Source organism: Pseudomonas sp. PDM21 (assembly GCF_014852505.2).
In the GTDB taxonomy this organism is placed as follows: Bacteria; Pseudomonadota; Gammaproteobacteria; order Pseudomonadales; family Pseudomonadaceae; genus Pseudomonas.
The window spans coordinates 6,526,228-6,552,063 of record NZ_CM181223.1; the positions used below are offsets into that span (position 1 = coordinate 6,526,228).

The 25,836-nt window shown below is 66.3% G+C and carries 22 protein-coding genes; 9 read left to right on the forward strand and 13 right to left on the reverse strand.

From position 1 onward, the window contains the following. Window positions 1-69 precede the first annotated feature (69 nt). From IB275_RS30085 to fdhA, 3 genes are all read left to right on the forward strand, one after another. Entirely contained in the window at window positions 70-705 is a 636-nt protein-coding gene (locus IB275_RS30085) for a sarcosine oxidase subunit gamma (RefSeq protein ID WP_081519117.1), read from the forward strand. A gap of 55 nt (window positions 706-760) precedes the next feature. Next, window positions 761-1,618, forward strand: coding sequence for a formyltetrahydrofolate deformylase (locus tag IB275_RS30090; protein WP_192294625.1), 858 nt, complete (start codon window positions 761-763; stop codon window positions 1,616-1,618). Window positions 1,619-2,017: 399 nt separating this feature from the next. Then, window positions 2,018-3,217 (forward strand): formaldehyde dehydrogenase, glutathione-independent, encoded by a 1,200-nt coding sequence (gene fdhA, locus IB275_RS30095; RefSeq protein ID WP_081519115.1) that lies wholly within the window; start codon window positions 2,018-2,020, stop codon window positions 3,215-3,217. A gap of 295 nt (window positions 3,218-3,512) precedes the next feature. On the opposite strand, the gene IB275_RS30100 is transcribed toward fdhA, so the two are convergent. From IB275_RS30100 to IB275_RS30130, 7 genes are all read right to left on the reverse strand, one after another. Continuing rightward, window positions 3,513-3,920, reverse strand: a complete 408-nt coding sequence (locus tag IB275_RS30100; protein WP_192294623.1) for a lysozyme inhibitor LprI family protein — start codon at window positions 3,918-3,920, stop codon at window positions 3,513-3,515. A gap of 194 nt (window positions 3,921-4,114) precedes the next feature. Beyond that, window positions 4,115-5,227 (reverse strand): class II histone deacetylase, encoded by a 1,113-nt coding sequence (locus IB275_RS30105; protein ID WP_192294621.1) that lies wholly within the window; start codon window positions 5,225-5,227, stop codon window positions 4,115-4,117. Beyond that, window positions 5,224-6,615: a purine-cytosine permease family protein gene (locus tag IB275_RS30110; RefSeq protein WP_081519112.1), complete on the reverse strand. Its 1,392-nt coding sequence runs from the start codon at window positions 6,613-6,615 to the stop codon at window positions 5,224-5,226. Before IB275_RS30110 ends, IB275_RS30105 begins: the two co-directional genes overlap by 4 nt. Before the next feature lie 66 nt (window positions 6,616-6,681). Then, window positions 6,682-7,728 carry a gamma-aminobutyric acid-binding protein gene (locus IB275_RS30115; RefSeq protein WP_192294619.1) on the reverse strand — a complete coding sequence of 349 codons (1,047 nt, stop codon included), beginning with the start codon at window positions 7,726-7,728 and terminating at the stop codon, window positions 6,682-6,684. 184 nt (window positions 7,729-7,912) lie between these two features. Further along, entirely contained in the window at window positions 7,913-9,295 is a 1,383-nt protein-coding gene (locus IB275_RS30120; protein ID WP_192294617.1) for an aspartate aminotransferase family protein, read from the reverse strand. Window positions 9,296-9,467: 172 nt separating this feature from the next. Beyond that, window positions 9,468-10,961 (reverse strand): aldehyde dehydrogenase, encoded by a 1,494-nt coding sequence (locus tag IB275_RS30125; protein ID WP_192294615.1) that lies wholly within the window; start codon window positions 10,959-10,961, stop codon window positions 9,468-9,470. 195 nt (window positions 10,962-11,156) lie between these two features. Next, on the reverse strand, window positions 11,157-11,954 hold the full coding sequence (locus IB275_RS30130) for a carbon-nitrogen hydrolase family protein (protein WP_192294613.1): 798 nt from the start codon (window positions 11,952-11,954) through the stop codon (window positions 11,157-11,159). A gap of 204 nt (window positions 11,955-12,158) precedes the next feature. Between IB275_RS30130 and IB275_RS30135 the strand changes: the two genes are divergently transcribed. The 3 genes from IB275_RS30135 to IB275_RS30145 all read left to right on the forward strand — a co-directional run bounded on the left by IB275_RS30135 (window position 12,159) and on the right by IB275_RS30145 (window position 15,315). Then, window positions 12,159-13,067, forward strand: coding sequence for a LysR substrate-binding domain-containing protein (locus IB275_RS30135; RefSeq protein ID WP_081519107.1), 909 nt, complete (start codon window positions 12,159-12,161; stop codon window positions 13,065-13,067). Window positions 13,068-13,368: 301 nt separating this feature from the next. Continuing rightward, window positions 13,369-14,397 (forward strand): DUF5924 family protein, encoded by a 1,029-nt coding sequence (locus IB275_RS30140; protein WP_138213619.1) that lies wholly within the window; start codon window positions 13,369-13,371, stop codon window positions 14,395-14,397. A gap of 78 nt (window positions 14,398-14,475) precedes the next feature. Then, a complete protein-coding gene (locus IB275_RS30145) occupies window positions 14,476-15,315 on the forward strand; it encodes an acyl-CoA thioesterase (protein WP_192294611.1) in 840 nt (279 codons plus the stop codon). A 189-nt stretch (window positions 15,316-15,504) separates the two neighbouring features. Here the strand turns inward: IB275_RS30145 and IB275_RS30150 are convergent, their stop codons facing one another. Next, window positions 15,505-15,846: a zinc ribbon domain-containing protein YjdM gene (locus tag IB275_RS30150; RefSeq protein ID WP_192294609.1), complete on the reverse strand. Its 342-nt coding sequence runs from the start codon at window positions 15,844-15,846 to the stop codon at window positions 15,505-15,507. A gap of 163 nt (window positions 15,847-16,009) precedes the next feature. Here IB275_RS30150 and IB275_RS30155 point away from each other — a divergent pair, with 163 nt between their 5' ends. Continuing rightward, window positions 16,010-18,982 carry an autotransporter outer membrane beta-barrel domain-containing protein gene (locus IB275_RS30155; protein WP_192294607.1) on the forward strand — a complete coding sequence of 991 codons (2,973 nt, stop codon included), beginning with the start codon at window positions 16,010-16,012 and terminating at the stop codon, window positions 18,980-18,982. A gap of 189 nt (window positions 18,983-19,171) precedes the next feature. Then, a complete protein-coding gene (locus IB275_RS30160) occupies window positions 19,172-19,381 on the forward strand; it encodes a hypothetical protein (protein WP_192294598.1) in 210 nt (69 codons plus the stop codon). Window positions 19,382-19,433: 52 nt separating this feature from the next. On the opposite strand, the gene IB275_RS30165 is transcribed toward IB275_RS30160, so the two are convergent. From IB275_RS30165 to IB275_RS30175, 3 genes are all read right to left on the reverse strand, one after another. Beyond that, on the reverse strand, window positions 19,434-20,069 hold the full coding sequence (locus tag IB275_RS30165) for a c-type cytochrome (RefSeq protein WP_225601796.1): 636 nt from the start codon (window positions 20,067-20,069) through the stop codon (window positions 19,434-19,436). Window positions 20,070-20,226: 157 nt separating this feature from the next. Next, a complete protein-coding gene (gene oadA / locus IB275_RS30170) occupies window positions 20,227-22,041 on the reverse strand; it encodes a sodium-extruding oxaloacetate decarboxylase subunit alpha (RefSeq protein WP_192294596.1) in 1,815 nt (604 codons plus the stop codon). A gap of 11 nt (window positions 22,042-22,052) precedes the next feature. Further along, window positions 22,053-23,468, reverse strand: a complete 1,416-nt coding sequence (locus tag IB275_RS30175) for an acetyl-CoA carboxylase biotin carboxylase subunit (protein ID WP_024766119.1) — start codon at window positions 23,466-23,468, stop codon at window positions 22,053-22,055. A gap of 254 nt (window positions 23,469-23,722) precedes the next feature. Between IB275_RS30175 and IB275_RS30180 the strand changes: the two genes are divergently transcribed. Then, entirely contained in the window at window positions 23,723-24,658 is a 936-nt protein-coding gene (locus IB275_RS30180) for a LysR family transcriptional regulator (RefSeq protein ID WP_138213613.1), read from the forward strand. On the opposite strand, the gene IB275_RS30185 is transcribed toward IB275_RS30180, so the two are convergent. Beyond that, window positions 24,612-24,827 (reverse strand): PA3496 family putative envelope integrity protein, encoded by a 216-nt coding sequence (locus tag IB275_RS30185; RefSeq protein WP_081519099.1) that lies wholly within the window; start codon window positions 24,825-24,827, stop codon window positions 24,612-24,614. The genes IB275_RS30180 and IB275_RS30185 overlap by 47 nt on opposite strands. 124 nt (window positions 24,828-24,951) lie before the next feature. Beyond that, on the reverse strand, window positions 24,952-25,836 hold the full coding sequence (hexR, locus tag IB275_RS30190; RefSeq protein WP_138213612.1) for a transcriptional regulator HexR: 885 nt from the start codon (window positions 25,834-25,836) through the stop codon (window positions 24,952-24,954).

Below are 25,836 nucleotides of genomic sequence, written 5' to 3' on the forward strand. Positions count from 1 at the left end.
CTTCAGGGAGAGGGTTAGGGAGAGGGCAGACAGGCTTCCAGGGCGCACGACGCCCCAAGGTGAAAAAGAATGAGCAAGGCAAATCTCTACCAGCAACGCCCCGAAGACGGCATCCAGGCCGAGTCGCCCCTGCACCATGCCGAGCTGGACAAGCTCGCCGCGCGCAAGGTGGCCAACGCCGGCGTGACCCTGCGCGAGAAGAAATTCCTCGGCCACCTGACCCTGCGTGGCGACGCCCACGATCCGGCCTTCGCCGGCGGCGTGCACAAGGCCCTGGGCCTGGAGCTGCCGGTGGCCCTGGGCCTGGTGGCCAAGGGCGAAACCTCGCTGCAGTGGCTCGGCCCGGACGAATGGCTGCTGATCGTCCCCGGCGGCGAGGAGTTCGCCGTCGAACAGCGCCTGCGCGAGGCGCTGGGCGAAGAACTGCACTACTCGGTGATCAACGTCAGCGGCGGCCAGACCCTGCTGGAGCTCGAAGGCGCGAAGGTCCGCGAAGTGCTGATGAAGTCCACCGGCTACGACGTGCACCCGAGCAACTTCCCGGTGGGCAAGGCTATCGGCACGAACTTCGCCAAGTCCCAGCTGGTGATCCGCCATACCGGCGAGCACACCTGGGAGCTGGTGGTGCGCCGCAGCTTCTCCGACTACTTCTGGCTGTGGCTGCAGGACGCCTGCGCCGAGTACGGCCTGCAGGTAGCGGCGTAACAGGCGTCGATTCCCCCTGCCGCACCGGCGGGGGGAAATCCTTCGGAGTCAGACCATGAGCCGCACCCCCGAAACCTGGATCCTCACCGCCGACAGCCCGAGCCTGCTGGGCACGGTGGACGTGGTCACGCGCTACCTGTTCGAACAGAGCTGCTATGTCACCGAGCACCACTCGTTCGATGACCGCCTGGCGCAGCGTTTCTTCATCCGCATCGAGTTCCGTGCCGGCGACGGCTTCGACGAAACAGCCTTCCGCGCCGGCCTCGCCGACCGCGTCTCGCCCTTCCAGATGAATGTCGAACTGACCCCGCCGGGCTACCGCAGCAAGGTGGTGATCATGGTCTCCAAGGCCGACCACTGCCTGAACGACCTGCTCTACCGCCAGCGCATCGGTCAACTGCCGATGGACGTGGTGGCGGTGGTCTCCAACCACCCGGACCTGGAACCATTGGCGCGCTGGCACGGCATCCCCTACCACCACTTCGCCCTCGACCCCAACGACAAGGGCGCGCAGGAGGCGAAGGTCTGGCAGGTGATCGAGGAAACCGGCGCCGAACTGGTGATCCTCGCCCGCTACATGCAGGTGCTGTCCCCCGAGCTGTGCCGCCGCCTGGACGGCTGGGCGATCAACATCCACCACTCGCTGCTGCCCGGTTTCAAGGGCGCCAAGCCCTACCACCAGGCCTACCAGAAGGGCGTGAAGCTGGTCGGCGCCACCGCCCACTACATCAACAACGACCTCGACGAGGGCCCGATCATCGCCCAGGGCGTCGAGCCCGTGGACCACTCCCACTACCCCGAGGACCTGATCGCCAAGGGCCGCGACGTGGAGTGCCTGACCCTGGCGAAAGCCGTGGGCTACCACATCGAGAAACGCGTCTTCCTGAACGCCAACCGGACGGTGGTGCTGTAAGAGCCGCCTTCGTAGGGCGCATAACGCCGCAGGCGTTATGCGCCATGACACCCGGACGGCGGATGGATGGAGCTCATCCGCCCTACGCTCCGATCTGGACTGTGGCGCTCGCGGTAAATCGCCCTCTCCCCAGCCCTCTCCCTGAAGGGAGAGGGGGCAAGAGCAGTGCGGAGTCGCCGGATGAAACGGCGCTCCCGCCACACACGGATATCCCCTCTCGCGCTTGCGGGAGAGGGTTAGGGAGAGGGGCTCTTGAAGCCCGGCTCCCATGCACGAGCAACACCGACAGACCGCCGGCTGCCAATCCCCCGGCCCTGTCGCGCAACACACGACATCCCAGTGCAGAACCGCGAGCCGCAAGGCCCGTCTTTGTACCCACAAACACAATGAGGAATGCGTATGTCTGGCAATCGTGGTGTGGTTTATCTCGGCCCGGGCAAGGTCGAAGTTCAGAACATCCCCTATCCGAAGATGCAGGACCCGCAGGGCAAGCAGATCGACCACGGGGTGATTCTCCGCGTCGTTTCCACCAACATCTGCGGCTCCGACCAGCACATGGTCCGTGGCCGTACCACAGCGCCCGAAGGCCTGGTGCTGGGCCACGAAATCACCGGCGAGGTGGTGGAGATCGGCCGTGGCGTGGAAACCATGAAGATCGGCGACCTGGTCTCGGTGCCGTTCAACGTCGCCTGTGGCCACTGCCGTACCTGCAAGGAGCAGCACACCGGCGTCTGCCTGACGGTCAACCCGTCCCGCGCCGGCGGCGCCTACGGCTACGTCGACATGGGCGGCTGGGTCGGTGGCCAGGCCGAGTACGTGATGGTTCCCTACGCTGACTTCAACCTGCTGCGCCTGCCCAACCGCGACGCGGCGATGGAGAAGATCCGCGACCTGACCTGCCTCTCCGACATCCTTCCCACCGGCTACCACGGTGCGGTGACGGCCGGCGTCGGTCCGGGCAGCACCGTGTACATCGCCGGCGCCGGTCCGGTCGGTCTCGCCGCCGCCGCTTCGGCCCGCCTGCTGGGCGCCGCCGTGGTGATCGTCGGTGACGTCAACCCGACTCGTCTGGCCCATGCCAAGGCACAGGGCTTCGAGATCGCCGACCTGTCCAAGGACACCCCGCTGCACGAGCAGATCGCCGATCTGCTGGGCGAGCCGGAAGTGGACTGCGCGGTCGACGCGGTGGGCTTCGAGGCCCGTGGTCATGGGCATTCGGGATCGCAGCATGAGGCTCCGGCCACCGTGCTGAACTCACTGATGGGGGTGGTGCGGGTGGCCGGCAAGATCGGCATTCCGGGCCTCTACGTCACCGAAGACCCGGGCGCGGTGGACGCGGCCGCCAAGCAGGGCTCGTTGAGCATCCGTTTCGGTCTGGGCTGGGCCAAGTCGCACAGCTTCCATACCGGCCAGACCCCGGTGATGAAGTACAACCGCCAGCTGATGCAGGCGATCATGTGGGACCGCATCAAGATCGCCGACGTCGTCGGGGTGGAAGTCATCACCCTGGACCAGGCGCCCAAGGGCTATGGCGAGTTCGATGCCGGCGTGCCGAAGAAATTCGTCATCGACCCGCACAGCCTGTTCAGCGCCGCCTGACGGCGCAGCTTAACCCCCCGGCCGCGACTCCACTTCCGCGGCCGTCTCTCCAGGGGAGCCGCAAGGCTCCCTTTTTTCTGCCCGCAGGTTAGAGCCCGTTCCTGCCAGATATTCCTCCGCTCAGGTCGACCCTCACCCTAACCCTCTCCCAAAGGGAGAGGGGACCGTGCGGTGGAGGATGAAACCGCAGCTTCAGCCGGCACGGTCTGCTCCCTCTCCCTGAGGGAGAGGGCTGGGGTGAGGGGGACGCGCAAACACGAAGCTACCCGGGGAAGAACCGTTGCTCCTGCAAGTATCAGGGCTTGGGCGCAGGGCAGTTGAAGTCGCCTTCCTGGCAATCGGACAGCGCCTGCAGTTCCTTGATCCGGTTGTCGGTCATGGCCTTCAGGCAATTGCTGTAGGCCATGGGGTAGCCCGAGCCGCCCTTGGCGCCGGCCGTCTCGAACTGGCAGCTGAGATCGCGGTAGTTCAGCCAGGCCTTCTGCGCGGCGGTCAGGGCCTTCCTCTGTCCGGCATCCAGGCGCTGGCGGTACTGCCCGTAGAGGTCGTTGAGGCGCTTGTCGCTGGCCTTGTAGGCGGCGCCGGTGCAGGCATTGATCTCGGCCTGGGTCTGGGCGTCGGCGCAGTCATCGGCAGCCTGGGCGGCAGCGGCAAAGGCCAGCAGGCTGGTGGACAGGAGCAGGGGAAGGGACAGAAACTTCATGGGGCGCGATCCGTTGTTTTGGATGGAACCACCACTCTAGACGCTTCGGCAATGAACCTGCGAGTCGGTGAAACGGCGGATAACGCCTGGGGCGTTATCCGCCCTACACGAACGACCGACTCCGGCGAATACGTAGGGCGAATAACCGCTTGCGGTTATCCGCCGTTACGTCGCCAGGCCCCATGCTAACAACATCAGCCGAGCAGCCTGGCCGCCATCCGCTCCAGCGCCTGGCGCTGGAAGGCGCGGAAGTCCGCGTCGGGCTGCTGGCCTTCGAGCATCGGCAGGAAGGGATCGACCACTTCGGTCCGCACGCCGGCCATTTCCTCGATCACCGCGTGGCCGCAGAACGGCACGTAGGCTTCCGCGTAGCCGCCTTCGTGAACTACCACCAGACGCCCTTCGCACAGGCGTTCGGCGGCGTCGCGCACGGCGGCGGTCATGAAGCGGAAGGTCTCGCTGTGGGCGAGCATGCGCGCCAGCGGGTCCACGCCGTTGGCGTCGAAGCCGCTGGCAACCACGATCAGCTCCGGCTGGAAGCGCTCCAGCGCCGGCACGATGAGGGTTTCCATGGCCACACGGTAGGCGTCGTCACCACTGCCCGGATACAGCGGCACGTTGAGGTTGTAGCCCTTGCCCGCGCCCTCGCCGATGTCGCCCACCGCACCGGTGCCGGTGGGGTAGCAGTCGGCCTGGTGGATCGACAGGGTCAGCACGTCGTCACGGCCGTAGAAGATCGCCTCGGTGCCGTTGCCGTGGTGCACGTCCCAGTCGAGCACCGCGACACGCTTGATACCGTGGCGCGCCTTGGCCGTCTCCACCGCCACGGCGATGTTCGCCAGGTAGCAGAAGCCCATGCCGCGATCCGGCAGGCAGTGGTGGCCCGGCGGACGGGACAGCGCGTAGGCGTTGTCCAGCTCGCCGCGCAGCACCGCATCCACAGCGGCGATGGTCAGGCCGGCGGACTGCCGGGCGATGTCATAGGTGCCATGGCTGACCATGGTCTCTTCGCCCATGTCGCCGTGGCCGACTTCGCTGTAGGCCTTGAAGCGCTCCAGGTAGCTGACCGGGTGCACCCGCAGCAGGTCTTCCTCGCTGGCCAGCGGCGCGCTGGACAGGTGCAGCTGAGCGCTCAGCCCGGAGACGTCCATCAGGCTTTTCAGGCGGCGCTTGCTCTCCGGCGACTCGGCGTGGCCGCCGCCCACCGGCGGCTGCAACCAGCCACCGACGGGAAGGATCAGCGCGTGCAGCCCGGTCGCGTGCCAGAAGCAGCGCTCGTCGAAGAAGAACCCGGTACGACGACTCATGCGCGAGCCGCCTTCAGGGCACGTTGGCGCTTGCGGCTGAACAGCCAGTAGACCGGCGAGACCACGCCCAGGCCGACGACCCAGGAGATGTCCGCACCGTTCATGGCCTGCGCGGCGGCGCCGGTATAGAGCGCGGTGGACATGAACGGAACCTGCACCAGGATGCCGAGGATGTAGCAGTTCACCGCGGTCCAGTTGAAGGTGCCGTAGATGCCGCCGTCACGACGGAAGAACGACAGCACGTCGTACTCGCCATGGGCGATCAGGTAGTAGTCGACCAGGTTGATCGCACTCCAGGGCACCAGCACGTAGAGCAGCAGCAGGATGAAGTTGGTGTAGTTGGCCATGAAGTTGTCCTGGCCGAGCAGGGCGATGGTCAGCGAACCGCCGAACAGCGCCAGGGCAATCACCGCGCGCCAGCCGGCCTTGGCCGACCAGGCGGGAATCAGCGTCTGGCCGACGGTGATGGCCGAGAGGGTGCCGCAGTACAGGTTCATCGAGTTGGTGGCGGCGATGCCGATGGAGAACACCGCGACCATGATGGCGCTGAAGCCGCCGGTCATCTCGATCAGGCCGGCGATGACGTCGCCCTCGCCCACCGACAGGCCGACCAGCACGCCCAGCAGCATCGGCAGGATCGAACCCAGGCAGCAGCCCCAGTAGCTCGACCAGAACGCGGTGCGCGAACCGGTGCCCTGCGGCATGTAGCGCGAGTAGTCGGACACGTAGGGCGCATACGCCAATTGCCACAGCGCGGCGATGGACAGCGCGCCGAGGAAGCCGGGGATGTTGTTCTCGTTGCGCTCAAGCAGGTCCGCCGGCAGGCCGTGGACGAACACCAGCCAGACGAAGCTGACCAGCAGCACAGCGCCGGACAGCCAGGACATCACGCGGGTGTAGCCGTGGATCAGGCGGTAGCCGAACACCGTGGCGATCACGCTGATCGCGCCCACCAGCAGGATGCCGGTGTTGGTGCCGATCACCTCGAAGCGCGCGTGCAGCGCCTGGCCGCCGAGCACCAGGTTCGAGGCGAAGAAGCCCAGGTACATGATCACCACCAGGGCGACCACCAGCAAGGAGCCGAAGGAGCCGAACTGGCCGCGGGTCTGCACCATCTGCGGTACGCCCAGCTGCGGGCCCTGGGCCGAGTGCAGGGCCATGAACACGCCACCCACCAGGTTGCCGAGTACCAGCGCCAGCACGGCGGCGAAGAACGGCAGCTTGAACACGGTGACCGCCAGGGCGCCGGTGACCACGGTCAGCAGCATGATGTTGCTGCCGAACCAGATGGTGAAGAGGTCGCGGGCGCGGCCGTGTCGTTCGTGTGCGGCGATGGGCTGGATGGTGCTCAGCTCCAGAGTCGTCGCCTGGTTTTGCGTCGTTGTCATTGTGTTTCTCACGCGTCGTTGGCAAGGCAGGCCCGGCGCGGACGCCGGGCTTGGATCAGGAAAGGATCAGCGGGCGGCCCAGGCGTTGAAGCGCTGCTCGAGCTCTTCGCCGTGGTCGACCCAGAAGGCCGCGTCCACCGAGCGGGCGCCTTCGAGGTTGGCCGGCGCGGTGGGCAGCGCGTCGCGCACGTCCGCCGGCAGCAGGTCCAGCGTGCCCTTGTGGACTGGGCCGTAGGGGATGTTCTCGGAGAAGGTCTTCTGGGTTTGCGGCTGGCTGGCGAAGGCGATGAACTTCTCGGCCAGCGCCTTGTTCGGCGTGCCCTTCACCACGGCCCAGTATTCCGGGTCATAGAGGCTGCCCGGCCAGACGATGCCCAGCTTCACGCCTTCCTTCTGCGCGGCGGCGATGCGGCCGTTGTAGGCGGCGCTCATCACCACGTCACCGGCGGCCAGCCACTGCGGCGGTTGCGCGCCGGCTTCCCACCACTGGATGTTGCCCTTGAGCTGGTCGAGCTTGGCGAAGGCGCGATCGACGCCTTCCTTGGTGCCGAGCACCTTGTAGAGATCTTCCTGTTTCACGCCGTCGGCCAGCAGGGCGATCTCCAGGGTGTACTTGGCGCCCTTGCGCAGGCCGCGCTTGCCCGGGTACTCGGCGGTGTTCCAGAAGTCGGCCCAGGATTGCGGGGCCTTGGTGACCTTGGCGCCGTTGTAGGCCATGACCATGGACCAGACATAGGTGGCCACGCCGCACTCGCTGAGGGTGCCGGGGACGAAGTTCTTCTCGTCGCCGATGGCCGCCGGGTCGATGCGCTCGAACAGGCCTTCCTCGCAGCCGCGCAGCAGCTCGGGGCTTTCCACCTCGACCACGTCCCAGGTGACCTTGCCGACATCGACCATGGCCTTCACCTTGGCCATCTCGCCGTTGTACTCGCCGGCGACGATCTTGCCGGCGCCGCTGGCCTCGAAGGGCTTGAAGTAGGCCTGCTCCTGGGCCGCCTTGGTGGCGCCGCCGAAGGAGATGACGGTGATGCTTTGGGGCTGTGCATTAACGCTGCCGACAGCGGCAGCAAGGGCACAGGTGATGGAGATGCGCGTGAGCAAGGACACTTTCATGGAACGACTCCCACAGCCGGATTGGCGTTGTTGTGTTGCTGGGCAGTACTCCCGGCCAGAAGCCGGACAAAAGGGTTCCATCGCGCGGGCGTCTTTGCGCTCGCGGCGTTGTTATTCGGTATTCGTGGAGCCTCAGGGTGGATAACGCTCGCGCGTTATCCACCCTGCAGTTGGCTCCGGCGCCTTACAGAACGCCGATTTCCTGGGCCGTGCGATCCACCGCGCGGCGGGTCTTGTCGACCAGCTCGTCGATCTCGGCACGGCCGGCGACCAGCGCCGGGGCCATGATCATGCGGCCAAGGGTGGAGCGGATGATCACGCCCTCCTCGAAGCCGATGGTGCGGCAGCGCCAGGCGATGTCGTTTTCATTGTCGAAGCGCTTGCGGGTGGCCTTGTCCTGGACGAATTGCAGCGCAGCGACAAAGCCGGTGCCCTGGATGTCGCCCACCAGCGGATGGTTGCCGAAGACTTCGCGCAGGCATTGCTGCAGGTAGGGGCCGGTGTCGCTCTTCACCGCATTCACCCAGCCCTCGTCACGCAGCGCACGCAGGTTGGCCACCGCCACCGCTGCCGCCACCGGGTGGCCGGAGTAGGTCAGGCCGTGGGCGAACACGCCGCCCTCTTCCACCAGCGCCTGGGCGATGCGCTTGCTCAGCACCAGGCCGCCCATGGGGATGTAGCCGCTGGTCAGGCCCTTGGCGATGGACAGGGTGTCGGGCTGGAAGCCGAAGTGCTGGTGGGCGAACCACTCGCCGGTACGGCCGAAGCCGCCGATCACTTCGTCGGCGCACAGCAGCACGTCGTACTGACGGCAGATGCGCTGGATTTCCGGCCAGTAGCTTTCCGGCGGGAAGATCATGCCGCCGGCGCCCTGGAAGGGTTCGGCGATGAAGCCGGCGACGTTGTCGGCGCCCAGTTCGAGGATCTTCTCTTCCAGCTGCAGGGCGCAGCGACGGCCGAACTCGGCCGGGGTCAGGTCGCCGCCGGCGGCGAAGAAGTAGGGTTCGTCGATGTGCGCGATGTCCGGGATCAGGCCGCCCATCTCGTGCATGAACTTCATGCCGCCCAGCGCGGTGGCTGCCAGGGTGGAGCCGTGGTAGCCGTTCCAGCGGCCGATCATGATCTTCTTCTGCGGCTTGCCTTCGATCTGCCAGAATCGACGCACGGTACGGATCAGCACCTCGTTGGCCTCGGAGCCGGAGTTGGTGTAGATCGCGTGGCTGTAGTGGTCAGGCAGCAGGCTGAAGAGGGTCTCGGAAAGCTCGATCACCGCCGGGTGGGTGGTGTGGAAGAACATGTTGTAGTACGGCAGCTCGTCCAGCTGGGCGGTGGCGGCGGCGGTCAGGTCCTTGCGGCCATAGCCCAGGTTGGTGCACCACAGGCCGGACATGCCGTCGATGTACTGGTTGCCATCGTTGTCCCAGAGGTGCAGGCCTTCGCCGCGCACCATCACGCGCGGGCCTTCGGCGTTCAGCGCCTTCTGGTCGAGGAAGGCATGGATGTGGTGGGCCGCGTCCGCTTTCTGGTATTCGCGGGTATCACGTGGCGCTCTCTTCGGGTCGGTCATCGACTTTCTCCTCTATCCCTCGGCGGTGCTCCGGCAGCCGGCCTGAGGGGTCTTCAGGGGATCGAGGGCGACGGACTTACCTAGGCAGTCTCACCGGCCGTCTCGAACGGTTCGGTTAGGAATTCGGGTGTTGCTCAGGCGCCGGGCGCGACCCCGGCGGCCTGTCTTTCATTCAGTCGCGCAGCTGGAACCAGGTGGTCTTGAGCTGCGTGTATTTATCGAAGGAATGCAGCGAGAGGTCGCGGCCGAAGCCCGACTGCTTGCCGCCACCGAATGGAATCGCCGGGTCCAGCGCGTCCACGGTGTTCACCGACACGGTGCCGGCGTTCAGCTTGCGCGCCACGCGGTGGGCGCGGTGCAGGTCGTCGCTCCACAGGGAGGCGGCGAGGCCGTAGATGCTGTCGTTGGCCAGGCGCACGGCTTCTTCTTCGCTGTCGAAGGGGATGACTGCAAGCACCGGGCCGAACACTTCGTCGCGGGCCAGGGACTGCTGCGGGCGCACGCCGGTGAAAATGGTCGGCTCGATGAAGTTGTCCGAGCCGTTGAAGCTCAGCTGGCGGCCACCGCAGGCGAGCTGCGCGCCGTCGCTCTGGGCGCGATCGATGCAGGCCATGATGCCGGCGGTCTGCTTGTTGTCGACGATGGAGCCAGCGCGGCTGGCCGGGTCCAGCGGGTCGCCCGGAGTCCAGTCGCGGGCCTTGGCGATCAGGCGCTCGACGAACTCGTCGTGGATCGAGCGCTCCACCAGCAGGCGTGAGTTGGCCGAGCAGACTTCGCCCTGGTTGAAGAAGATGCCGAAGGCGGCCTTCTCGGCGGCGAGGTCGAGGTCGCGGCAGTCGGCGAACACCAGATTCGGGCTCTTGCCGCCGCATTCCAGCCACACCTGCTTGAGGTTGGACTGCGCGGAATACTGCATGAAGTATTTGCCGACCTGGGTCGAACCGGTGAACACCAGGGCGTCCACGTCCGGGTGCAGGCCCAGCGCCTTGCCGGCGGCTTCACCCAGGCCCGGGACGACGTTCAGCACGCCTTCGGGGATGCCGGCTTCCAGCGCCAGCTCGGCCAGGCGCAGGGCGGAGAACGGCGACTGCTCGGCGGGCTTGAGCACCACGGAGTTGCCGGCGGCCAGCGCGGGCGCCAGCTTCCAGGCGGCCATGTCGAGGGGGAAGTTCCACGGCACCACGGCGCCGATCACGCCCAGCGGCGTACGGGTGATGGTGGCCAGGGCGTTCTGCGCGGTCGGGGCGACCTGGTCGTAGAGCTTGTCGAGGCTTTCGGCGTACCAGGAGAACACGCCAGCGGCGCCGGGGACGTCGATGTTCCAGGCGTCCATCACCGGCTTGCCCATGTTCAGGGTGTCGAGCAGGGCCAGCTCGTCGCGGTGGGCCATCATCAGCTCGGCGAGCTTCTGCAGCACGGCCTTGCGCTCACGCGGCGCCATGCGCGCCCACGGGCCGGTCTCGAAGGCCTGACGGGCAACGCGCACGGCGGCGTCGACTTCGGCTGCGCCACAGGCGGCGACATTGGCCAGCAGGCGATTGGTCGCCGGGTCGATGGCAGCGAAGGTCGCGCCATCCTGTGCAGTCACGCGGCGGCCGCCGATCAGCGCGCTGTCGATGAAAGTCTGCCGGTCAGCACGCTGCCGCCAATCGTTGAGCTCGTACACCAGGGCACTCCTGCTTCGCTCGCCCTCAAGGGACGTTGTTGTTCGAATGTGGATTGGATGGTCGCCCAAGGCCTTGCCAAGGAAAATTATTAAATTTGTCTTCGGGATATATGAAAAAGCTGGGCAGCCACGCACCGGCCCGGAGCATTGCGCACCATCACGGTGCGCGCCTGCGCACCGCTGCAGGGCCCGTATTCAGCGGGTGAGCGCGTCGTAAAGCTCGGGGCGACGGCACGGCAGGTAGGGGAAAGTGCCGGCCTGGCGGGCGCGCTGCTTCGGGTCCAGATCGACGATCAGCAGACTCTCCGCGGGCCCGGCGGCAGCCAGGCGCTCGCCATCCGGCGCGACGATGCAGGAGCCACCGAGGAAGGCCAGCCCGTCCTCTACGCCGCAGTGGTTGCAGTAGGCAACGAACAACTGGTTCTCCACCGCCCGTGCCGGGACTATCACCCCCGGCACCGCGCCGTATTCGGGCGTCAGCGCGGTGGGAATGAGGATCAGCCCGGCGCCGTTCAGTGCGTGGGTGCGCACCGCCTCGGGGTACTCCACATCGAAGCAGATCAGCAGGCCGATGCGCCAGCCGGCATAGTCGAACGGCGCTTCCAGCACATCGCCGGCGCTGAACACCTCGCGCTCCATGGCACCGAACAGGTGCGCCTTGCGGTAGTGGCCCAGCGCGCTGCCGGACGGGCCGATCACCTGCACCGAGTTGTACGGCTTGCCGCCCTGCGGATGGCGTTCGGCGTAGCCGTAGGCGATGGCCAGCCCGAAGCGCTGCGCCAGCTCGCCGATGCGCTGGGCAGACGGGCCGTCCGCCGCCTCGGCCAGCTCGTTCATCCGCTGCGGTACGTTGTAGCCGCCCAGCCACAGCTCGGGGCAGAGCAGCAGTTGCGCGCCGGCAGCAGCTGCGGCACCGGCCTGGCGCTCCAGCTGGTCGAGGTTGCCGGCGACATCGCCGGGGAGGCCGCAGGTCTGCCAAAGGGCCATGCGCATGAGCTTTACTCCAGGCTGCGTGTACGGGATTTGCAGGGCGCTTTCACGCGCTGCGCTGGAGTATGCCCGCGCCCGGAGGGTCGCAGCAGGCGGCCAAGGCCATGAAAAATGTGGTCCCCGGCGAGGAAAATCTTCGCCATGGGCCGCCCCCGCCGGCCGGCCCAACGCGGTATCTTGTATAAAAAAGCATCAACGAGGCGTGCAGTGGCTTCCTATACCTTGCGGCAATTGAAGTATTTCGTGACCACCGTGGAATGCGGCAGCGTGGCCGAGGCGTCGCGCAAGCTGTACATCGCGCAGCCGTCCATTTCCACGGCGATCAAGGGGCTGGAAGAGAGCTTCGGCGTGCAGCTGTTCATCCGCCACCACGCCCAGGGCGTGTCGCTCACCCCCAGCGGCGCGCGCTTCTACCGCAAGGCGCAGGAACTGCTGCGCATGGCCCACGAATTCGAGCAGAACGCCCTCGCCGACAACGACGTGGTGGCCGGGCAGATCGACATCGGCTGCTTCGAAACCGTCGCCCCGCTCTACCTGCCGCGCCTGATCTCGGGCTTCCGCGAGCGCTACCCCGGCGTGGAAATCCGCATCAGCGATGGCGAGCAGCAGGAGCTGGTGCAGGGCCTGACCGCCGGCCGCTTCGACCTGGCGCTGCTCTACGAGCACGACCTCGACGCCACCATCTCCACCGACCCGCTGATGCCCGCCCAGCGCCCCTACGCGCTGCTGCCGGAGAATCACCGCTTCGCCAAGCAGGACAAGGTCTCCCTGCGCGACCTGGTGCTGGAGCCGATGATCCTGCTGGACGTGCAGCCCAGCCGCACCTACTTCGTGCGCATCTTCGAGGAACTGGGACTGAACCCGCACATCGCCTTCAGCTCGCCGTCGATCGAGATGGTGCGCGGCATGGTCGGCCAGGGCTTCGGCTTCTCCCTGCTGGTCACTCGCCCGCATTCCGAGTGCACCTACGACGGCAAGAAGGTGGTGACGGTGGACGTCGCCGAAGAGGTCAGCACCTCCGGCCTGGTCGCCGCCTGGCTCAAGCGCGCCCAGCTGACCAAGCCGGCGCAGCTGTTCGTCGACTACGCGCGGGAGGAGTTGAGCGGGAAGCACTGAGGCGCGCTTTTCGTAGGAGCGAGCTTTCTCGCGAATCACTCAACCTCCTGCGCGATGGCCTGCCCTCACCCTAACCCTCTCCCAAGGGGAGAGGGGACAGTTCGGCAGGCTCTGAAAGCTCAGCGCTCGCCGGCTGACGCCACAAATGCCCCAACGCTGCGGACGGCTCCCTCTCCCTTCAGGGAGAGGGCTGGGGAGAGGGTCCATGCCCAAACACCCAACCCCTCCCGTCACTCCCCGTGCCCCGCGCCGACATCCGGGGTTACAATCTCGCCCCCAATCCGCAATGCCTTCCCGCCCCATGCTCATCTGGAAAGAGCGCGTGCAGCGCCTCATCACTCTCGTCCTCGGCCTGCTGCAGAAGTATCCGCGCGTCATCGCCCTGTTCGGCTTCTGCTCCGGCGTCTTCAGCTTCATCATGGTGGACCGCCACCGCGCCGGCTTTGCCCGCGCCATGGCCATCGTCATGCTGGTCAGCTGGATCTGGCTGATGCTGGAGAACCTGCTTACCGACCGCTTCAAACGCCGTTTCGGCTGGGAAGTGCCACCGGGCCTGCTGCGCTACGCGACCCAGCTGATCCACCAGGAAAGCCTGTTCTTCTGCCTGCCGTTCTTCTTCGTCACCACCACCTGGAACAGCGGCCAGGCCCTGTTCACCGGCGTGCTGACGCTGGCCGGACTGATGGCGATCACCGACCCGGTCTACTACAAGTGGCTGTCGGTGCGGCGCTGGACCTTCCTCGGCTACCACACCCTGACGCTGTTCGCGGTGCTGCTCACCGCGCTGCCGATCATCCTCCACCTGAGCACCCCGCAGAGCTACCAGGCGGCACTCGGCATCGCCGTGCTGCTGTCTTTCCCGAGCCTCGCGGTCACGGTGAAGATCCACAAATGGTGGCGCTGGTTCGCCCTCGTCGGCCTGACCCTGTCCATCGGCGCGGTGGGTTGGTTCGCCCGCGCCTGGGTGCCGCCGTCGACCCTGTGGATGACCGAAATGGCGGTGACCGAGAGCTTCGACAACGCCCAGCGCACCCCCGGCGACAGCCTGGAAACGGTCAGCGTTGCGCAGATCAAGAGTCAGGGCCTCTACGCCTACACCGCGATCAATGCCCCGCGCGGGCTGAACGAGCGCATCTACCATGCCTGGCGGCTGAACGGCCAGGAAGTGGACCGCATCGCCCTCGACATCAAGGGCGGCCGCGAGGCCGGCTACCGCGCCTGGACACACAAGCAGAACTTCCCCACCGACCCCAGCGGCAACTGGCAGGTGCAGGTGCTCACGGAAGCCGGGCAGGTGATCGGTACGCTCAGGTTCGAGGTCACGCCCTGACCACTCGGTCTCCTTGACCCGACTCGGCGCTTTCCCCTACAAGACCCTCTCCCCAGAACAAAAAGCGCCGAGAGAGTCATGACCGATACCGCCCTGCACCCGTTCGACCGCGCCGTGGCCCTGCAACCCGTGACCGGCCAGCCCAACCTCTACGAGGGTCATACCAGCCAGGACTACTGGAACATGGTCGGCCCCTTCGGCGGCGTCACCGCTGCGGTCCTGCTGCAGGGCGCACTGCGCCACCCGCAGCTGCTCGGCAGCCCGGTGTCGCTGACGGTGAACTACGCCGCAGCAGTCGTGGCCGGCGCCTTCCAGGTCGAAGCCGTGCCGGTGCGCACCAACCGCAGCACCCAGCACTGGCTGCTGCAACTGACCCAGGCCGATGAAGCCGGCGAGCAGCAGGTCACCACCACCGCCACCCTGGTCACCGCGCTGCGCCGCGAGACCTGGAGCCTGACCGACATCCCCGCGCCGGACCTCGCCCCGCCCAGCGACTTCGAGCCGATGAGCCCCGCCGCCAAGGGGGTGGCCTGGCCCAAGCAATATGAGATGCGCCCGGTCTCCGGCGCCTTCCCCACCCAATGGGACGGCAGCGGCGAGACCAGCCGCAGCCAGCTCTGGCTGCGCGACGCCCAGGACCGCCCGCTGGACTTCCTGTCCCTGGCGGCGATGAGTGACATCTTCTACCCGCGCATCTGGCTGCGCCGCGCCACCCCGGTGCCGGCCGGCACCGTGTCGATCACCACCTACTTCCACACCGACGCGGCGCAGATGGCCGAGGTCGGCACCGGCTACCTGCTGGGCGACGCCCGCGCCCAGGAATTCCGCAACGGCTTCTTCGACCAGAGCGCCCAGCTGTGGAGCCAGTCCGGCGCACTGCTGGCGACCAGCAACCAGGTGGTTTACTACAAGGAGTAAGCCGCTTCGCTCTTCGTAGGATGGCGTGGAGCGAAGCGATACCCACCAGTTCCTGCAACAGCGAGCGATGGGTATCGCAAGCTCCACCCATCCTACATAGGTGCTCACCCTCGCCCCTTCCCTGCGGCGAAAAGAGGCGCATGAAAAAGCCCGGCACATGGCCGGGCTTTTTGTTAGCGCTGAGAAGGCTCAGACCTTCTTCACGAACTCCGACTTCAGCTTCATCGCGCCGATGCCGTCGATCTTGCAGTCGATGTCGTGGTCGCCGTCCACCAGGCGGATGTTCTTCACCTTGGTGCCAACCTTCACCACCAGGGACGAGCCCTTGACCTTGAGGTCCTTGATCACGGTAACGGTGTCGCCGTCCTGCAGCAGGTTGCCGACCGAGTCCTTGATCACGCGGGCGTCGCCGTCGGCCTCGCCCGAGCCGTCGGCGGACCACTCGTGGGCGCACTCGGGGCAGACCAGCTGGGTGCCGTCTTCGTAGGTGTATTCGGAGTTGCATTGGGGGCAGGGCGGCAGCTGGCTCACGGCGATTCTCACACTGGAAACGGTAAAAGACCGCAGAGTATATAAGGTTTCTCCCGTCCCTGCCCGGCGACGAAGTTGGCAAGGGGCCAGCACCGTTACAAAAGCGTAAGAATCCATCGCTATAAAAGGCGGCCACTTCGATAAGAAAAAGGACGCCCGTACCATGCTGCACAAGCCCTCCCCGCTCGCGCTGAGCATCGCCTTGGTGCTGGCGAGCCTGGCCGCCGAAACCGCCCACGCCGTGCCGGTATCGCCCGTCATCAGCGACGCGCAGACCGGCAGCCGCACCCTGGCCAACCAGGACACCCTGACCGTCACCAGCACCGGCAGTCTGGTTACCAGCGGCAAGAGCATCGACCTCAAGGGCGCAACCACCGGCAGCGGCGTGGTCATCGACAACAGCGGCCTGATGCAGTCCACCACCGGCCGTGTGTTCGATACCTCTGGCAGCGACAGCACCACACGCTTCTACCAGATCATCAACCGCGAAGGCGGGCGCATCCTCGGCTACGACGACGCCATCCGCATGAACAACCCGTTCAGCGCCGGCAACGTGCTGGTCGACAACGCCGGCACCATCTATTCCGCCACCGGCCAGGCGCTGGACTTCGACAAGCTGCAGAGCAACGCCACCGTCACCCTGATCAACCGCGCCAGCGGCGTCATCCACAGCGATGGCAACGACGGCATCCGCCCCGGCGGCAACGCGACGATCACCAACTACGGCGAGATCAGCAGCTCGGACATGATCACCGCCGACACCAAGAACGACGGCATCGACTTCCAGGGCGCTTCGGGCGGCTACGTGGAAAACCACGGCCTCATCAGCGGCGGCCGCCACGGCATCACCACCGATGTCGGCGCCACCCTGATCAACTACGCCGACGGCGTGATCATCGGCCGCAATGGCTCGGGCTTCGGCTCCGACGGCGATGGCACCGTGATCAACTACGGGCGCATCACAGGCTCCTACAACGGGCTGGTTCCGGATGGCGACGGCGACGGTGTGGACATCGACTACACCGGCCACATCGAGAACCACGGCATCATCGAAGGCACCGGCGCCGCCGGCTCGAAAGACGGCTCGCCGAACGGCAGCGAAGGCATCGCCATGGGCGGTGGCACCATCATCAACTACGCCGGCGCGATCATCCGCAGCGTCGACCGCGGCATCCTGGTAGACGACGGCAACGGTAATAGTGGCTTCAGCTCCACCTACCTGGAAAACCACGGCACCATCACTGGCGAGAAGCTTTCCGGCGTGACCCTGTCCGGCGACCTCGACGACACCGTGATCAACGATGGTCTGATCCACGGCGGCAACGGCGTGGCCCTGGAAATGGGTGGCGGCAACGACAGCCTGGTGCTGCTCTCCGGCAGCCGCTTCGAAGGCCTGGTGGACGGCGGCAGCGGCCGCGACACCGTGACCCTCGACGACGCCGCTGGCGGCAGCTTCGGCAACAGCGCCAACTTCGAGTGGCTGGACGTGAAACAGGGCAGCTGGGCGCTCTCCAGCACCGACGATTTCAGCGAAGGCGGCGAAGTCTTCAGCGGCGCCAGCCTGAACAACACCGGCAGCCTCCTCGGCACCCTGCAGATCGACCAGGGCGCAACCTACTCGGGCAGCGGCAGCGTCGGCGGACTGAACGTCGCCGGCACCCTGGTCGCCTCACCGGCAACCGGCGCCGCCCATGTGACCGGCAACCTGAGCCTGCAGAGCGGCTCGACCCTGTCCTTCGGCGTGGAGCCCAGCGGCGCCCACGCCACCGTGCAGGTAGACGGCAGCACCCGCATCGACGGCTCGCATCTCGCCGTGCAGGCCGGCAGCGGCAACTGGCCGTGGCAGAGCAGCGTGCAGGTGATCAGCTCCACCGGCGGCGTCAGCGGCCAGTTCGCCGACGTGAAGAGCAACTTTGCCTTCCTCACCCCGACCCTGAGCTACAGCGCCAACAGCGTCGACCTGCAACTGACCCGCAACGACGTGCAGTTCGGCGACCTGGCCAGCAGCAGCAATGGCCGCAACGCCGCCTCCGCCCTGCAGAGCCAGAACGGTGGCGCGCTGTACAACTCGTTGATCACCAGCGACGCGAGCAACGCCACAGCCGCCCTGGAACAACTGGCCGGCGCCAGCAACGCCAGCCTGGCCGCCGCGACCATCGCCGGCAGCCAGCAGGTCGGCAGCGCCATGCTCAACGCCGTGCGCCAGCTGGGCAGCAGTAGCCTGCTGGCGGCCACCGAGAACAGTGACACACCGATGCTCGCCGCCACTGGCGTGCCCAGCGCAGCGCGCAACCTGAACGACCCGAACGCCGCCGGCCGCCTCTGGGTCCAGGGCATCGGCAGCCACGGCAAGCTCGACGAACACGACAACAGCGGCGACCTGCAACAGAACACCGGCGGCACCCTGCTCGGCGCCGACTGGGCGGTGACTCCGGACTGGCGCCTGGGCGTGCTCGGCGGCTACTCGCACACCGACCTGGACGGCAGCGGCGGCGTCTCCGGCGACATCGACAGCTGGCACCTGGGCGCCTACGCGCTGCACCAGAGCGGCCCGCTGGCGGTGCGTCTGGGCGCGGCCTATAGCAGCCATGACGGCGAGAGCAAACGCCGGGTCGAGTTCGACGGCTTCAGTGATCGTCCCAAGGGCGACTACGACGCCGACAGCTGGCAGGCGTTCGCCGAGACCGGCTACGCCATGGGCAACGGCCGCCTGAGCGCCGAGCCCTACGCACGCCTGGACTACCAGCGCTACGAGCGCGATTCGTACGACGAGAAGGGCGGCGCCGCCGCGCTGCACGTCGACTCCCAGGACCAGGACAACCTGAGCAGCACCCTCGGCCTGCGCATCGCCCGCCTCGACACCCTGAGCAACGGCATGAGCTTCACCCCGCGCCTGGGCCTGGGCTGGCGCCACACCTTCGGCGACATCGACAGCGAAACCCGCCAGTCCTTCCTCGCCGGCGGCGACGCCTTCAGCGTCCAGGGCACCGCGCTGGATCGCAACAGCCTGCTGCTGGACGTCGGCTTCGATGTCGGCGTCTCGGCGCGCAACACCGTCGGCATCGGATACAGCGGGCAGATGGGCAGCAACGCGCAGAACCACGCGCTGATCGCGCAGTGGCAGATGGCGTTCTGATCGCGATCCACTGACGAAAAAGCCCGGCGGAAGCCGGGCTTTTTAATGGGCGCTGTTACGACGAGAGATTCGGAAATTTCGCAGCCCGTCTCGGAGACTGACACATAGCCTCATCGTGCGCCGACGGCAAAGCTTGCCGCCCCGGTCAGCCGACCGGTATCCACCCAACCTCGATGAGTGAGCACTCCCATGAAAAAGCTTTGCATCCTGATCGCCACCTGCGCCGTTCTCGCCGCCTGTGACAAGCAAGAAGAACAAGCCTCGAAGACCGCCGTCCCCGCCGCCACCCAGCAGGAAACCAGGCCCGCGTCTCAGCCGGAAGCCAAGCCGGTAGAACAGGCTGCCCCCGCCGAACAAGCTGCCGCTCCGGCCGAACCGGCCGACAATCAGCAACAGTAAAGCGTCCGCCGCTCAGTACAGCAGCCAGCCGCCTCCGGGCGGCTGGCTGCTTTCAGGGCTGCAGCTGGCTGAGATAGGCAGCCAGTGAGGTGATGTCGTCATCGTTGAGTAGTGCCGCCACCGCCAGCATTGGCGAGTCCGCGCGGCTCGGGTCCTTGTCGCGGTAACGTTGCAGGGCATGGGTCAGGTAGGCCTGTGGCTGTCCGGCGATGCGCGGAAATCCATCGTGCCCCATGGCGTTGTTGCCGTGGCAGGTGACGCAGACGGTGGCGAATCGCTGGGCGCCCTGCTCCACCCGCACCGGGTCCGGCGCCGCTTCCGCGCGCGGCAGGACCTTCTGCTGGCTGAAGTAGTAGGCGATGTTGACCCGCTCGTTGAGGGTCAGCAGCTTGGCCGCCTGGTTCATGACGAAGTCGGTGCGCTGGCCGTCGACGTACTTCTCGAAGGCGTCGAAGAGGTACTGCGGGTTCTGCCCGGCCAGGTTGGGGATGTACTCGCGCTTGCTGTTGCCGTCCTTGCCGTGGCACTTGCTGCACAGCAGGATGCGCTCCTCGGCCGCCGCATAGGCCTGCTCGCGCTTGGCCGGGTCCTGCTCCAGCGCGGCGAGACGCTCCATCATCTCCGACGACTGACCCCATGCCTGGGCGCTCGCGCAAAGCAGCACCCACACCAGTACGACTCTCCCCATCGCCGAACCCCGTCAGTTTTCCCAGCGTCGACGCTAATGAGTTTCTGAAGGAAGTTTCCGACGCAGATCAAGCAAAGCGGTAAAACCAGCGGACAAAAAAAGGGGGAGCATCATGCTCCCCCGTGGGACTGAACCTTAAAGACCCGTCTGTCCTTGGTCAGCCTTCAATTTCAACCAGGATCTCACCGGGGTTGACCCGGTCGCCCTTGGCTACGTGGATGGCCTTCACGGTACCGGCGATGCCCGCCTGCACTTCGGTCTCCATCTTCATTGCTTCGGTGATCAGCACGGCCTGGCCGGCCTTCACGCTGTCGCCTTCCTTGACCAGCACGTCGACGATGTTGCCCGGCATGGTGGTGCTGACATGGCCCGGCTCGCTGGCCTGCTTGCGCTTGTTGCCGCCGCCGCCGATGAACTCGTTGAGCGGCTCGAACACCACCTCTTCGGGCATGCCATCCACCGACAGGTAGAAGTGGCGCTTGCCGTCGGTCTTCACGCCGACGCCGGTGATGTCCACGCGGTAGCTTTCGCCGTGCACGTCGACCACGAACTCGGTCGGTACGCCTTCACCGCCAGCAGCGGCGACGCCCTTGCCGTTGGGGATCGGCAGCAGCTCTTCGGGTTTCAAGGTACCGGCGGCACGCTCTTCGAGGAACTTGCGGCCGATGTCCGGGAACATGGCGAAGGTCAGCACGTCCTCTTCGGACTTGGCCAGGCTACCGATCTCTTCGCGCAGCTTGCTCAGCTCCGGCTTGAGCAGGTCGGCCGGGCGCACGTCGATCACTTCCTCGTTGCCGATGGCCTGGCGACGCAGGGTTTCGTCGATCTTGCCCGGCGCCTTGCCGTAGCGGCCCTGCAGGTAGAGCTTCACCTCGTTGGTGATGGTCTTGTAGCGCTCGCCGGCCAGGACGTTGAAGAACGCCTGGGTGCCGACGATCTGCGAGGTCGGGGTGACCAGGGGCGGGAAGCCGAGGTCGGCGCGCACCTTCGGGATCTCCGCAAGCACCTCGGCCATGCGGTTCAGCGCGCCCTGCTCCTTGAGCTGGTTGGCCAGGTTGGAAATCATCCCGCCCGGTACCTGGTTGACCTGGACGCGGGTATCCACGCCAGTGAACTCGCTCTCGAACTGGTGGTACTTCTTGCGCACGGCGTGGAAGTACATGCCGATTTCCTGGATCAGTTCCAGGTCGAGGCCGGTGTCGAACGGCGTGTCGCGCAGGGCGGCAACCATGGACTCGGTGCCCGGATGGCTGGTGCCCCAGGCCATGCTGGAGATGGCGGTGTCGATGCGGTCGGCGCCGTTTTCAACAGCCTTGAGCTGGCACATGCTGGCAACGCCGGCGGTGTCGTGGGAGTGGACGACCACATCCAGCGGCAACGCGTCCTTCAGCGCCTTGACCAGCTCGCCGGTGGCGTAGGGGGTCAGCAGGCCGGCCATGTCCTTGATGGCGATGGAATCCACGCCCATGTCGGCCATGGCTTTGCCCTGGGCAACGAAGGCATCGATGGTATGCACCGGGCTGGTGGTGTAGGCGATGGTGCCCTGGGCGTGCTTTCCGGCGGCCTTCACGGCCTCGATGGAAACACGCAGGTTTCGCACGTCGTTCATTGCGTCGAAGATGCGGAACACGTCGATGCCGTTGACCGCCGCCTTGGCGACGAAGGCACGCACCACGTCATCGCTGTAGTGGCGGTAACCCAGCAGGTTCTGTCCGCGCAGGAGCATCTGCAGGCGGGTGTTGGGCAGCGCGGCCTTGAGCTTGCGCAGGCGCTCCCACGGGTCTTCCTTGAGGAAGCGCACGCAGGCGTCGAAGGTGGCGCCGCCCCAGACTTCCAGCGACCAGTAGCCGACCTGGTCGAGCTTGTCGCAGATCGGCAGCATGTCTTCGGTGCGCATCCGGGTCGCCAGCAGCGACTGGTGAGCGTCGCGCAGGATGGTATCGGTGACGGTGACTTTCTTGGAAACGGTCATGTACGAATTCCTCACAGGCCAGCGTGGGCGGCAATGGCGGTAGCGATGGCGATGGCCAGGTGCGACGGGGTGCGCTTGATGGAGTACTGGGTCAGTTCCGGATGGCTTTCGACGAAGCTGGTATTGAACTGGCCATTACGGAATTCCGGGTTCTTGAGGATTTCCTGGTAGTAGGCGGCGGTGGTCTTCACGCCCTGCACGCGCATGTCGTCCAGCGCACGCAGGCCACGGTCCAGCGCCTCTTCCCAGGTCAGCGCCCAGACCACCAGCTTCAGGCACATCGAGTCGTAGTACGGCGGGATGGTGTAGCCGGTATAGATCGCCGTGTCGGTGCGCACGCCGGGGCCGCCGGGCGCGTAGTAGCGGGTGATCTTGCCGAAGGACGGCAGGAAGTTGTTCTTCGGGTCTTCGGCGTTGATCCGGAACTGCAGCGCGAAGCCACGGTGGATGATGTCTTCCTGCTTGACCGAGAGCGGCAGGCCGGAGGCCACGCGGATCTGCTCGCGGACGATATCGATGCCGGTGATTTCCTCGGTGATGGTGTGTTCCACCTGCACGCGGGTATTCATCTCCATGAAGTACACCTCGCCATCGGCGAGCAGGAACTCCACGGTGCCGGCGTTCTCGTAGCCCACGGCCTTGGCCGCGCGCACCGACAGGTCACCGATGTAGGCGCGCTGCTCGGGGGTGAGCTGCGGGCTGGGGGCGATCTCGATGAGCTTCTGGTTGCGGCGCTGGATCGAGCAGTCGCGCTCGAACAGGTGCACGGTGTTGCCGAAGGAGTCGGCGAGAATCTGCGCCTCGATGTGCTTGGGGTTGACGATGCACTTCTCGAGGAAGACTTCCGCGCTGCCGAAGGCCTTGGTGGCCTCGGAGATCACGCGGGGGAAGTTCTGCTCCAGCTCTTCGCGACTGTTGCAGCGGCGGATGCCGCGGCCGCCACCGCCGGAGGTGGCCTTGAGCATCACCGGGTAGCCGATGCGCTCGGCTTCGGAGAGGGCTTCGGCCAGGTCGGCGACGTTGCCTTCGGTGCCAGGGGTGCAGGGCACGCCAGCGGCGATCATGCTGCGGCGCGCTTCGGTCTTGTCGCCCATGCGGCGGATGACTTCAGCCGACGGGCCGATGAACTTGATCCCGCGCTCGGCGCAGATATCGGCCAGCTCGGCGTTCTCGGAGAGGAAGCCGTAGCCCGGGTGGAGGGCGTCGCAGCCGGTTTCCACCGCCAGGTTCACCAGGGCGCGGGGGTTCAGGTAACCCGCCAGCGGATCGGCGCCCAGGCTGTGGGCTTCGTCGGCGCGCTTGACGTGCAGGGCGTGACGGTCGGCATCGGAATAGACGGCCACCGAACGGATGCCCATCTCGGCGCAGGCGCGCACGATCCGGACTGCGATCTCCCCACGGTTGGCGATCAGGATTTTCTTGATCACTGCGGCTTTCCCTCGGCCCGGGCCTTTTGGACCCCGGCGTAAAAACCCATCGGCAGCCCCGGACACGGCAGCTGGATTCTCTTGTGGACACTTCTTGTAGGTATGGCTCGGCCGGAGCGGGTTCCGGCGTGTTTTTACCCTAGCGCGGGAGGGAGGATTAACCAAAATCAATAATTATTGGGGTAGCCATAAAGAATGCTTTATAGTTGAGCGGAAATGTCGCGATCAGGCCGTGTTCTATGCGTAAGTCATTGATGCGTATGACCCTTCGCCAGCTGCAGGTTTTTCGTGCGGTGTGCGAAAGCCGTTCCTACAGCCGCGCGGCGGAGGAAATGGCCCTGACCCAGCCGGCGGTCAGCCTGCAGATCCGCCAGCTGGAAGAACTGGTCGGGCAGCCGCTGTTCGAGTACATCGGCAAGAAGCTCTACCAGACCGACGCCGCCGACGCCTTGCTGCGCGCCACCACCGACATCTTCCAGCGCCTGGAAGTGCTGGACATGAACCTCTCCGACCTCAAGGGCTCGCTGCAGGGCCAGCTGCGCCTGGCGGTGGAATCCAGCGCCAAGTACATCACCCCGCACCTGTTCGCCGCCTTCCACGCGCAGCACCCGGACGTCAGCCTGAACCTCACGGTGGTCAACCGCGCCCAGGTGATCAAGCGCCTGTCGGACAACCGCGACGACCTGGTGATCATGTCCCTGGTGCCGCAGGACATGGCGCTGGAATTCCTGCCGTTCCTGAACAACCCCATTGTGGCCGTGGCGCCGCCGGACCATCCGCTGTGCAACGCCGCGAAGCTTTCGCTGAAGGACCTGGAACCCTACCCGCTGCTGATCCGCGAGCCCGGCTCGGGCACGCGCAAGGCCTGCGAGGAACATTTCCAGCAGAAGCGCGCGCACTTCCCGCAGACGCTGGAGTTCGCCTCGCTGGAGGGTTCACGCGAAGGGGTGCTGGCGGGTCTGGGACTGGCGCTGCTGCCGCGCCACGCGGTGAGCCGCGAACTGCAATCCGGGCTGCTGCACGAGCTGCCGGTGGAAGAACTGCCGCTCTACCGCAGCTGGTGTCTGGTGCACGCCCGCGGCAAGCGCCTGAGCCCGGTAGCCCAGGCGTTCGTCGCCTTCATCCGTGAAGAGCGGGCGCTGATCAGCCAGCTGGCCGAACGCTTCGCCGGCCCGCCTTCGCCGAAGTGAGGTAGGCGGCCGCGATCAGGTCGGGGTAATCGGAGGTTTCGAGGGCGAGGCGCTGGGCCTCCATACGGTCCTCGATGGCGCGACGGAACTGCATGCGGCGCTGGTCTTCGAGCTTGCGGCGGGTCTTGCTATCCACTTGGAGCTGGGTGTCGTCGATATGGCGGGGCATCTCGCATCTCCCAAGGCCTAAGGGCTGGAGACGCCAGCATGCTGACGGCGGATGACCGTTTGACGACGCGAGGGTGAAGCGCCGGTGACGCCGACGGGCGGTCGGCGACACCGTCAGGGATGAATCAGGACGCCTCTTCCGGGCGCTCCTCGTGGTTCTTCACCACCTTCGGCGACAGGCGCAGGCTGCGCAGGCTGCGCTTCACGCTCTTGAGGTGATTCACCAGGTCCGGGCCACGGGCCATGGCCACGCCCATTGCCAGCACGTCGATCACCACCAGGTGGGCGATACGCGAGGTCAGCGGGGTGTAGATATCAGTGTCTTCGTGCACGTCCACCGCCAGGTTCACCGTGGCCAGGTCCGCCAGCGGGGTCTGGCTGGGGCACAGGGTGATCAGCGTGGCGCCGGCTTCGCGCACCAGGTTGGCGGTCACCAGCAGGTCCTTGGAGCGGCCGGACTGGGAGATGCAGATCGCCACGTCCGAGGGCTTCAGGGTCACCGCCGACATGGCCTGCATGTGCGGATCGGAGTAAGCCGCCGCCGACAGCAGCAGGCGGAAGAACTTGTGCTGGGCGTCCGCCGCCACCGCGCCGGAGGCGCCGAAGCCATAGAACTCGACGCGCTGGGCATGGGCGATGGCCGCGATGGCGCGCTCCAGGGCGTGGGTGTCGAGGTTCTCGCGCACTTCCATCAGCGAGTGCAGGGTGGTGTCGAAGATCTTCAGGCTGAAGTCCGCCACCGAGTCGCTCTCGTTGATCGAGAACTGGCCGAAACTGGCGCCGGCGGCCAGGCTCTGCGCCAGCTTCAGCTTGAGGTCCTGGAAGCCGCTGCAGCCGATGGCGCGACAGAAGCGCACGATGGTCGGCTCGCTGACGCCGACGCTATGGGCGAGGTCCGCCATGGAGCTGTGCATGACCGATGCAGGGTCCTGCATCACGTGATCGGCAACCTTGAGCTCCGACTTGCGGAGCAGATGACGCGACTGGGCAATGTGCTGCAAAAGGTTCAC

What these genes read in the sequence shown, in the direction of transcription:
- IB275_RS30090 (WP_192294625.1), top strand. Translation starts at nt 761, where the DNA reads ATGAGCCGCACCCCCGAAACCTGGATCCTCACCGCCGACAGCCCGAGC.
- IB275_RS30130 (WP_192294613.1), bottom strand. Translation starts at nt 11,954, where the DNA reads ATGCGCATGGCCCTTTGGCAGACCTGCGGCCTCCCCGGCGATGTCGCC.
- IB275_RS30155 (WP_192294607.1), top strand. Translation starts at nt 16,010, where the DNA reads ATGCTGCACAAGCCCTCCCCGCTCGCGCTGAGCATCGCCTTGGTGCTG.
- IB275_RS30160 (WP_192294598.1), top strand. Translation starts at nt 19,172, where the DNA reads ATGAAAAAGCTTTGCATCCTGATCGCCACCTGCGCCGTTCTCGCCGCC.
- IB275_RS30105 (WP_192294621.1), bottom strand. Translation starts at nt 5,227, where the DNA reads ATGAGTCGTCGTACCGGGTTCTTCTTCGACGAGCGCTGCTTCTGGCAC.
- IB275_RS30120 (WP_192294617.1), bottom strand. Translation starts at nt 9,295, where the DNA reads ATGACCGACCCGAAGAGAGCGCCACGTGATACCCGCGAATACCAGAAA.
- IB275_RS30110 (WP_081519112.1), bottom strand. Translation starts at nt 6,615, where the DNA reads ATGACAACGACGCAAAACCAGGCGACGACTCTGGAGCTGAGCACCATC.
- IB275_RS30085 (WP_081519117.1), top strand. Translation starts at nt 70, where the DNA reads ATGAGCAAGGCAAATCTCTACCAGCAACGCCCCGAAGACGGCATCCAG.
- IB275_RS30115 (WP_192294619.1), bottom strand. Translation starts at nt 7,728, where the DNA reads ATGAAAGTGTCCTTGCTCACGCGCATCTCCATCACCTGTGCCCTTGCT.
- oadA (WP_192294596.1), bottom strand. Translation starts at nt 22,041, where the DNA reads ATGACCGTTTCCAAGAAAGTCACCGTCACCGATACCATCCTGCGCGAC.
- fdhA (WP_081519115.1), top strand. Translation starts at nt 2,018, where the DNA reads ATGTCTGGCAATCGTGGTGTGGTTTATCTCGGCCCGGGCAAGGTCGAA.
- IB275_RS30145 (WP_192294611.1), top strand. Translation starts at nt 14,476, where the DNA reads ATGACCGATACCGCCCTGCACCCGTTCGACCGCGCCGTGGCCCTGCAA.
- IB275_RS30140 (WP_138213619.1), top strand. Translation starts at nt 13,369, where the DNA reads ATGCTCATCTGGAAAGAGCGCGTGCAGCGCCTCATCACTCTCGTCCTC.
- IB275_RS30165 (WP_225601796.1), bottom strand. Translation starts at nt 20,069, where the DNA reads ATGGGGAGAGTCGTACTGGTGTGGGTGCTGCTTTGCGCGAGCGCCCAG.
- IB275_RS30185 (WP_081519099.1), bottom strand. Translation starts at nt 24,827, where the DNA reads ATGCCCCGCCATATCGACGACACCCAGCTCCAAGTGGATAGCAAGACC.
- IB275_RS30180 (WP_138213613.1), top strand. Translation starts at nt 23,723, where the DNA reads ATGCGTATGACCCTTCGCCAGCTGCAGGTTTTTCGTGCGGTGTGCGAA.
- IB275_RS30100 (WP_192294623.1), bottom strand. Translation starts at nt 3,920, where the DNA reads ATGAAGTTTCTGTCCCTTCCCCTGCTCCTGTCCACCAGCCTGCTGGCC.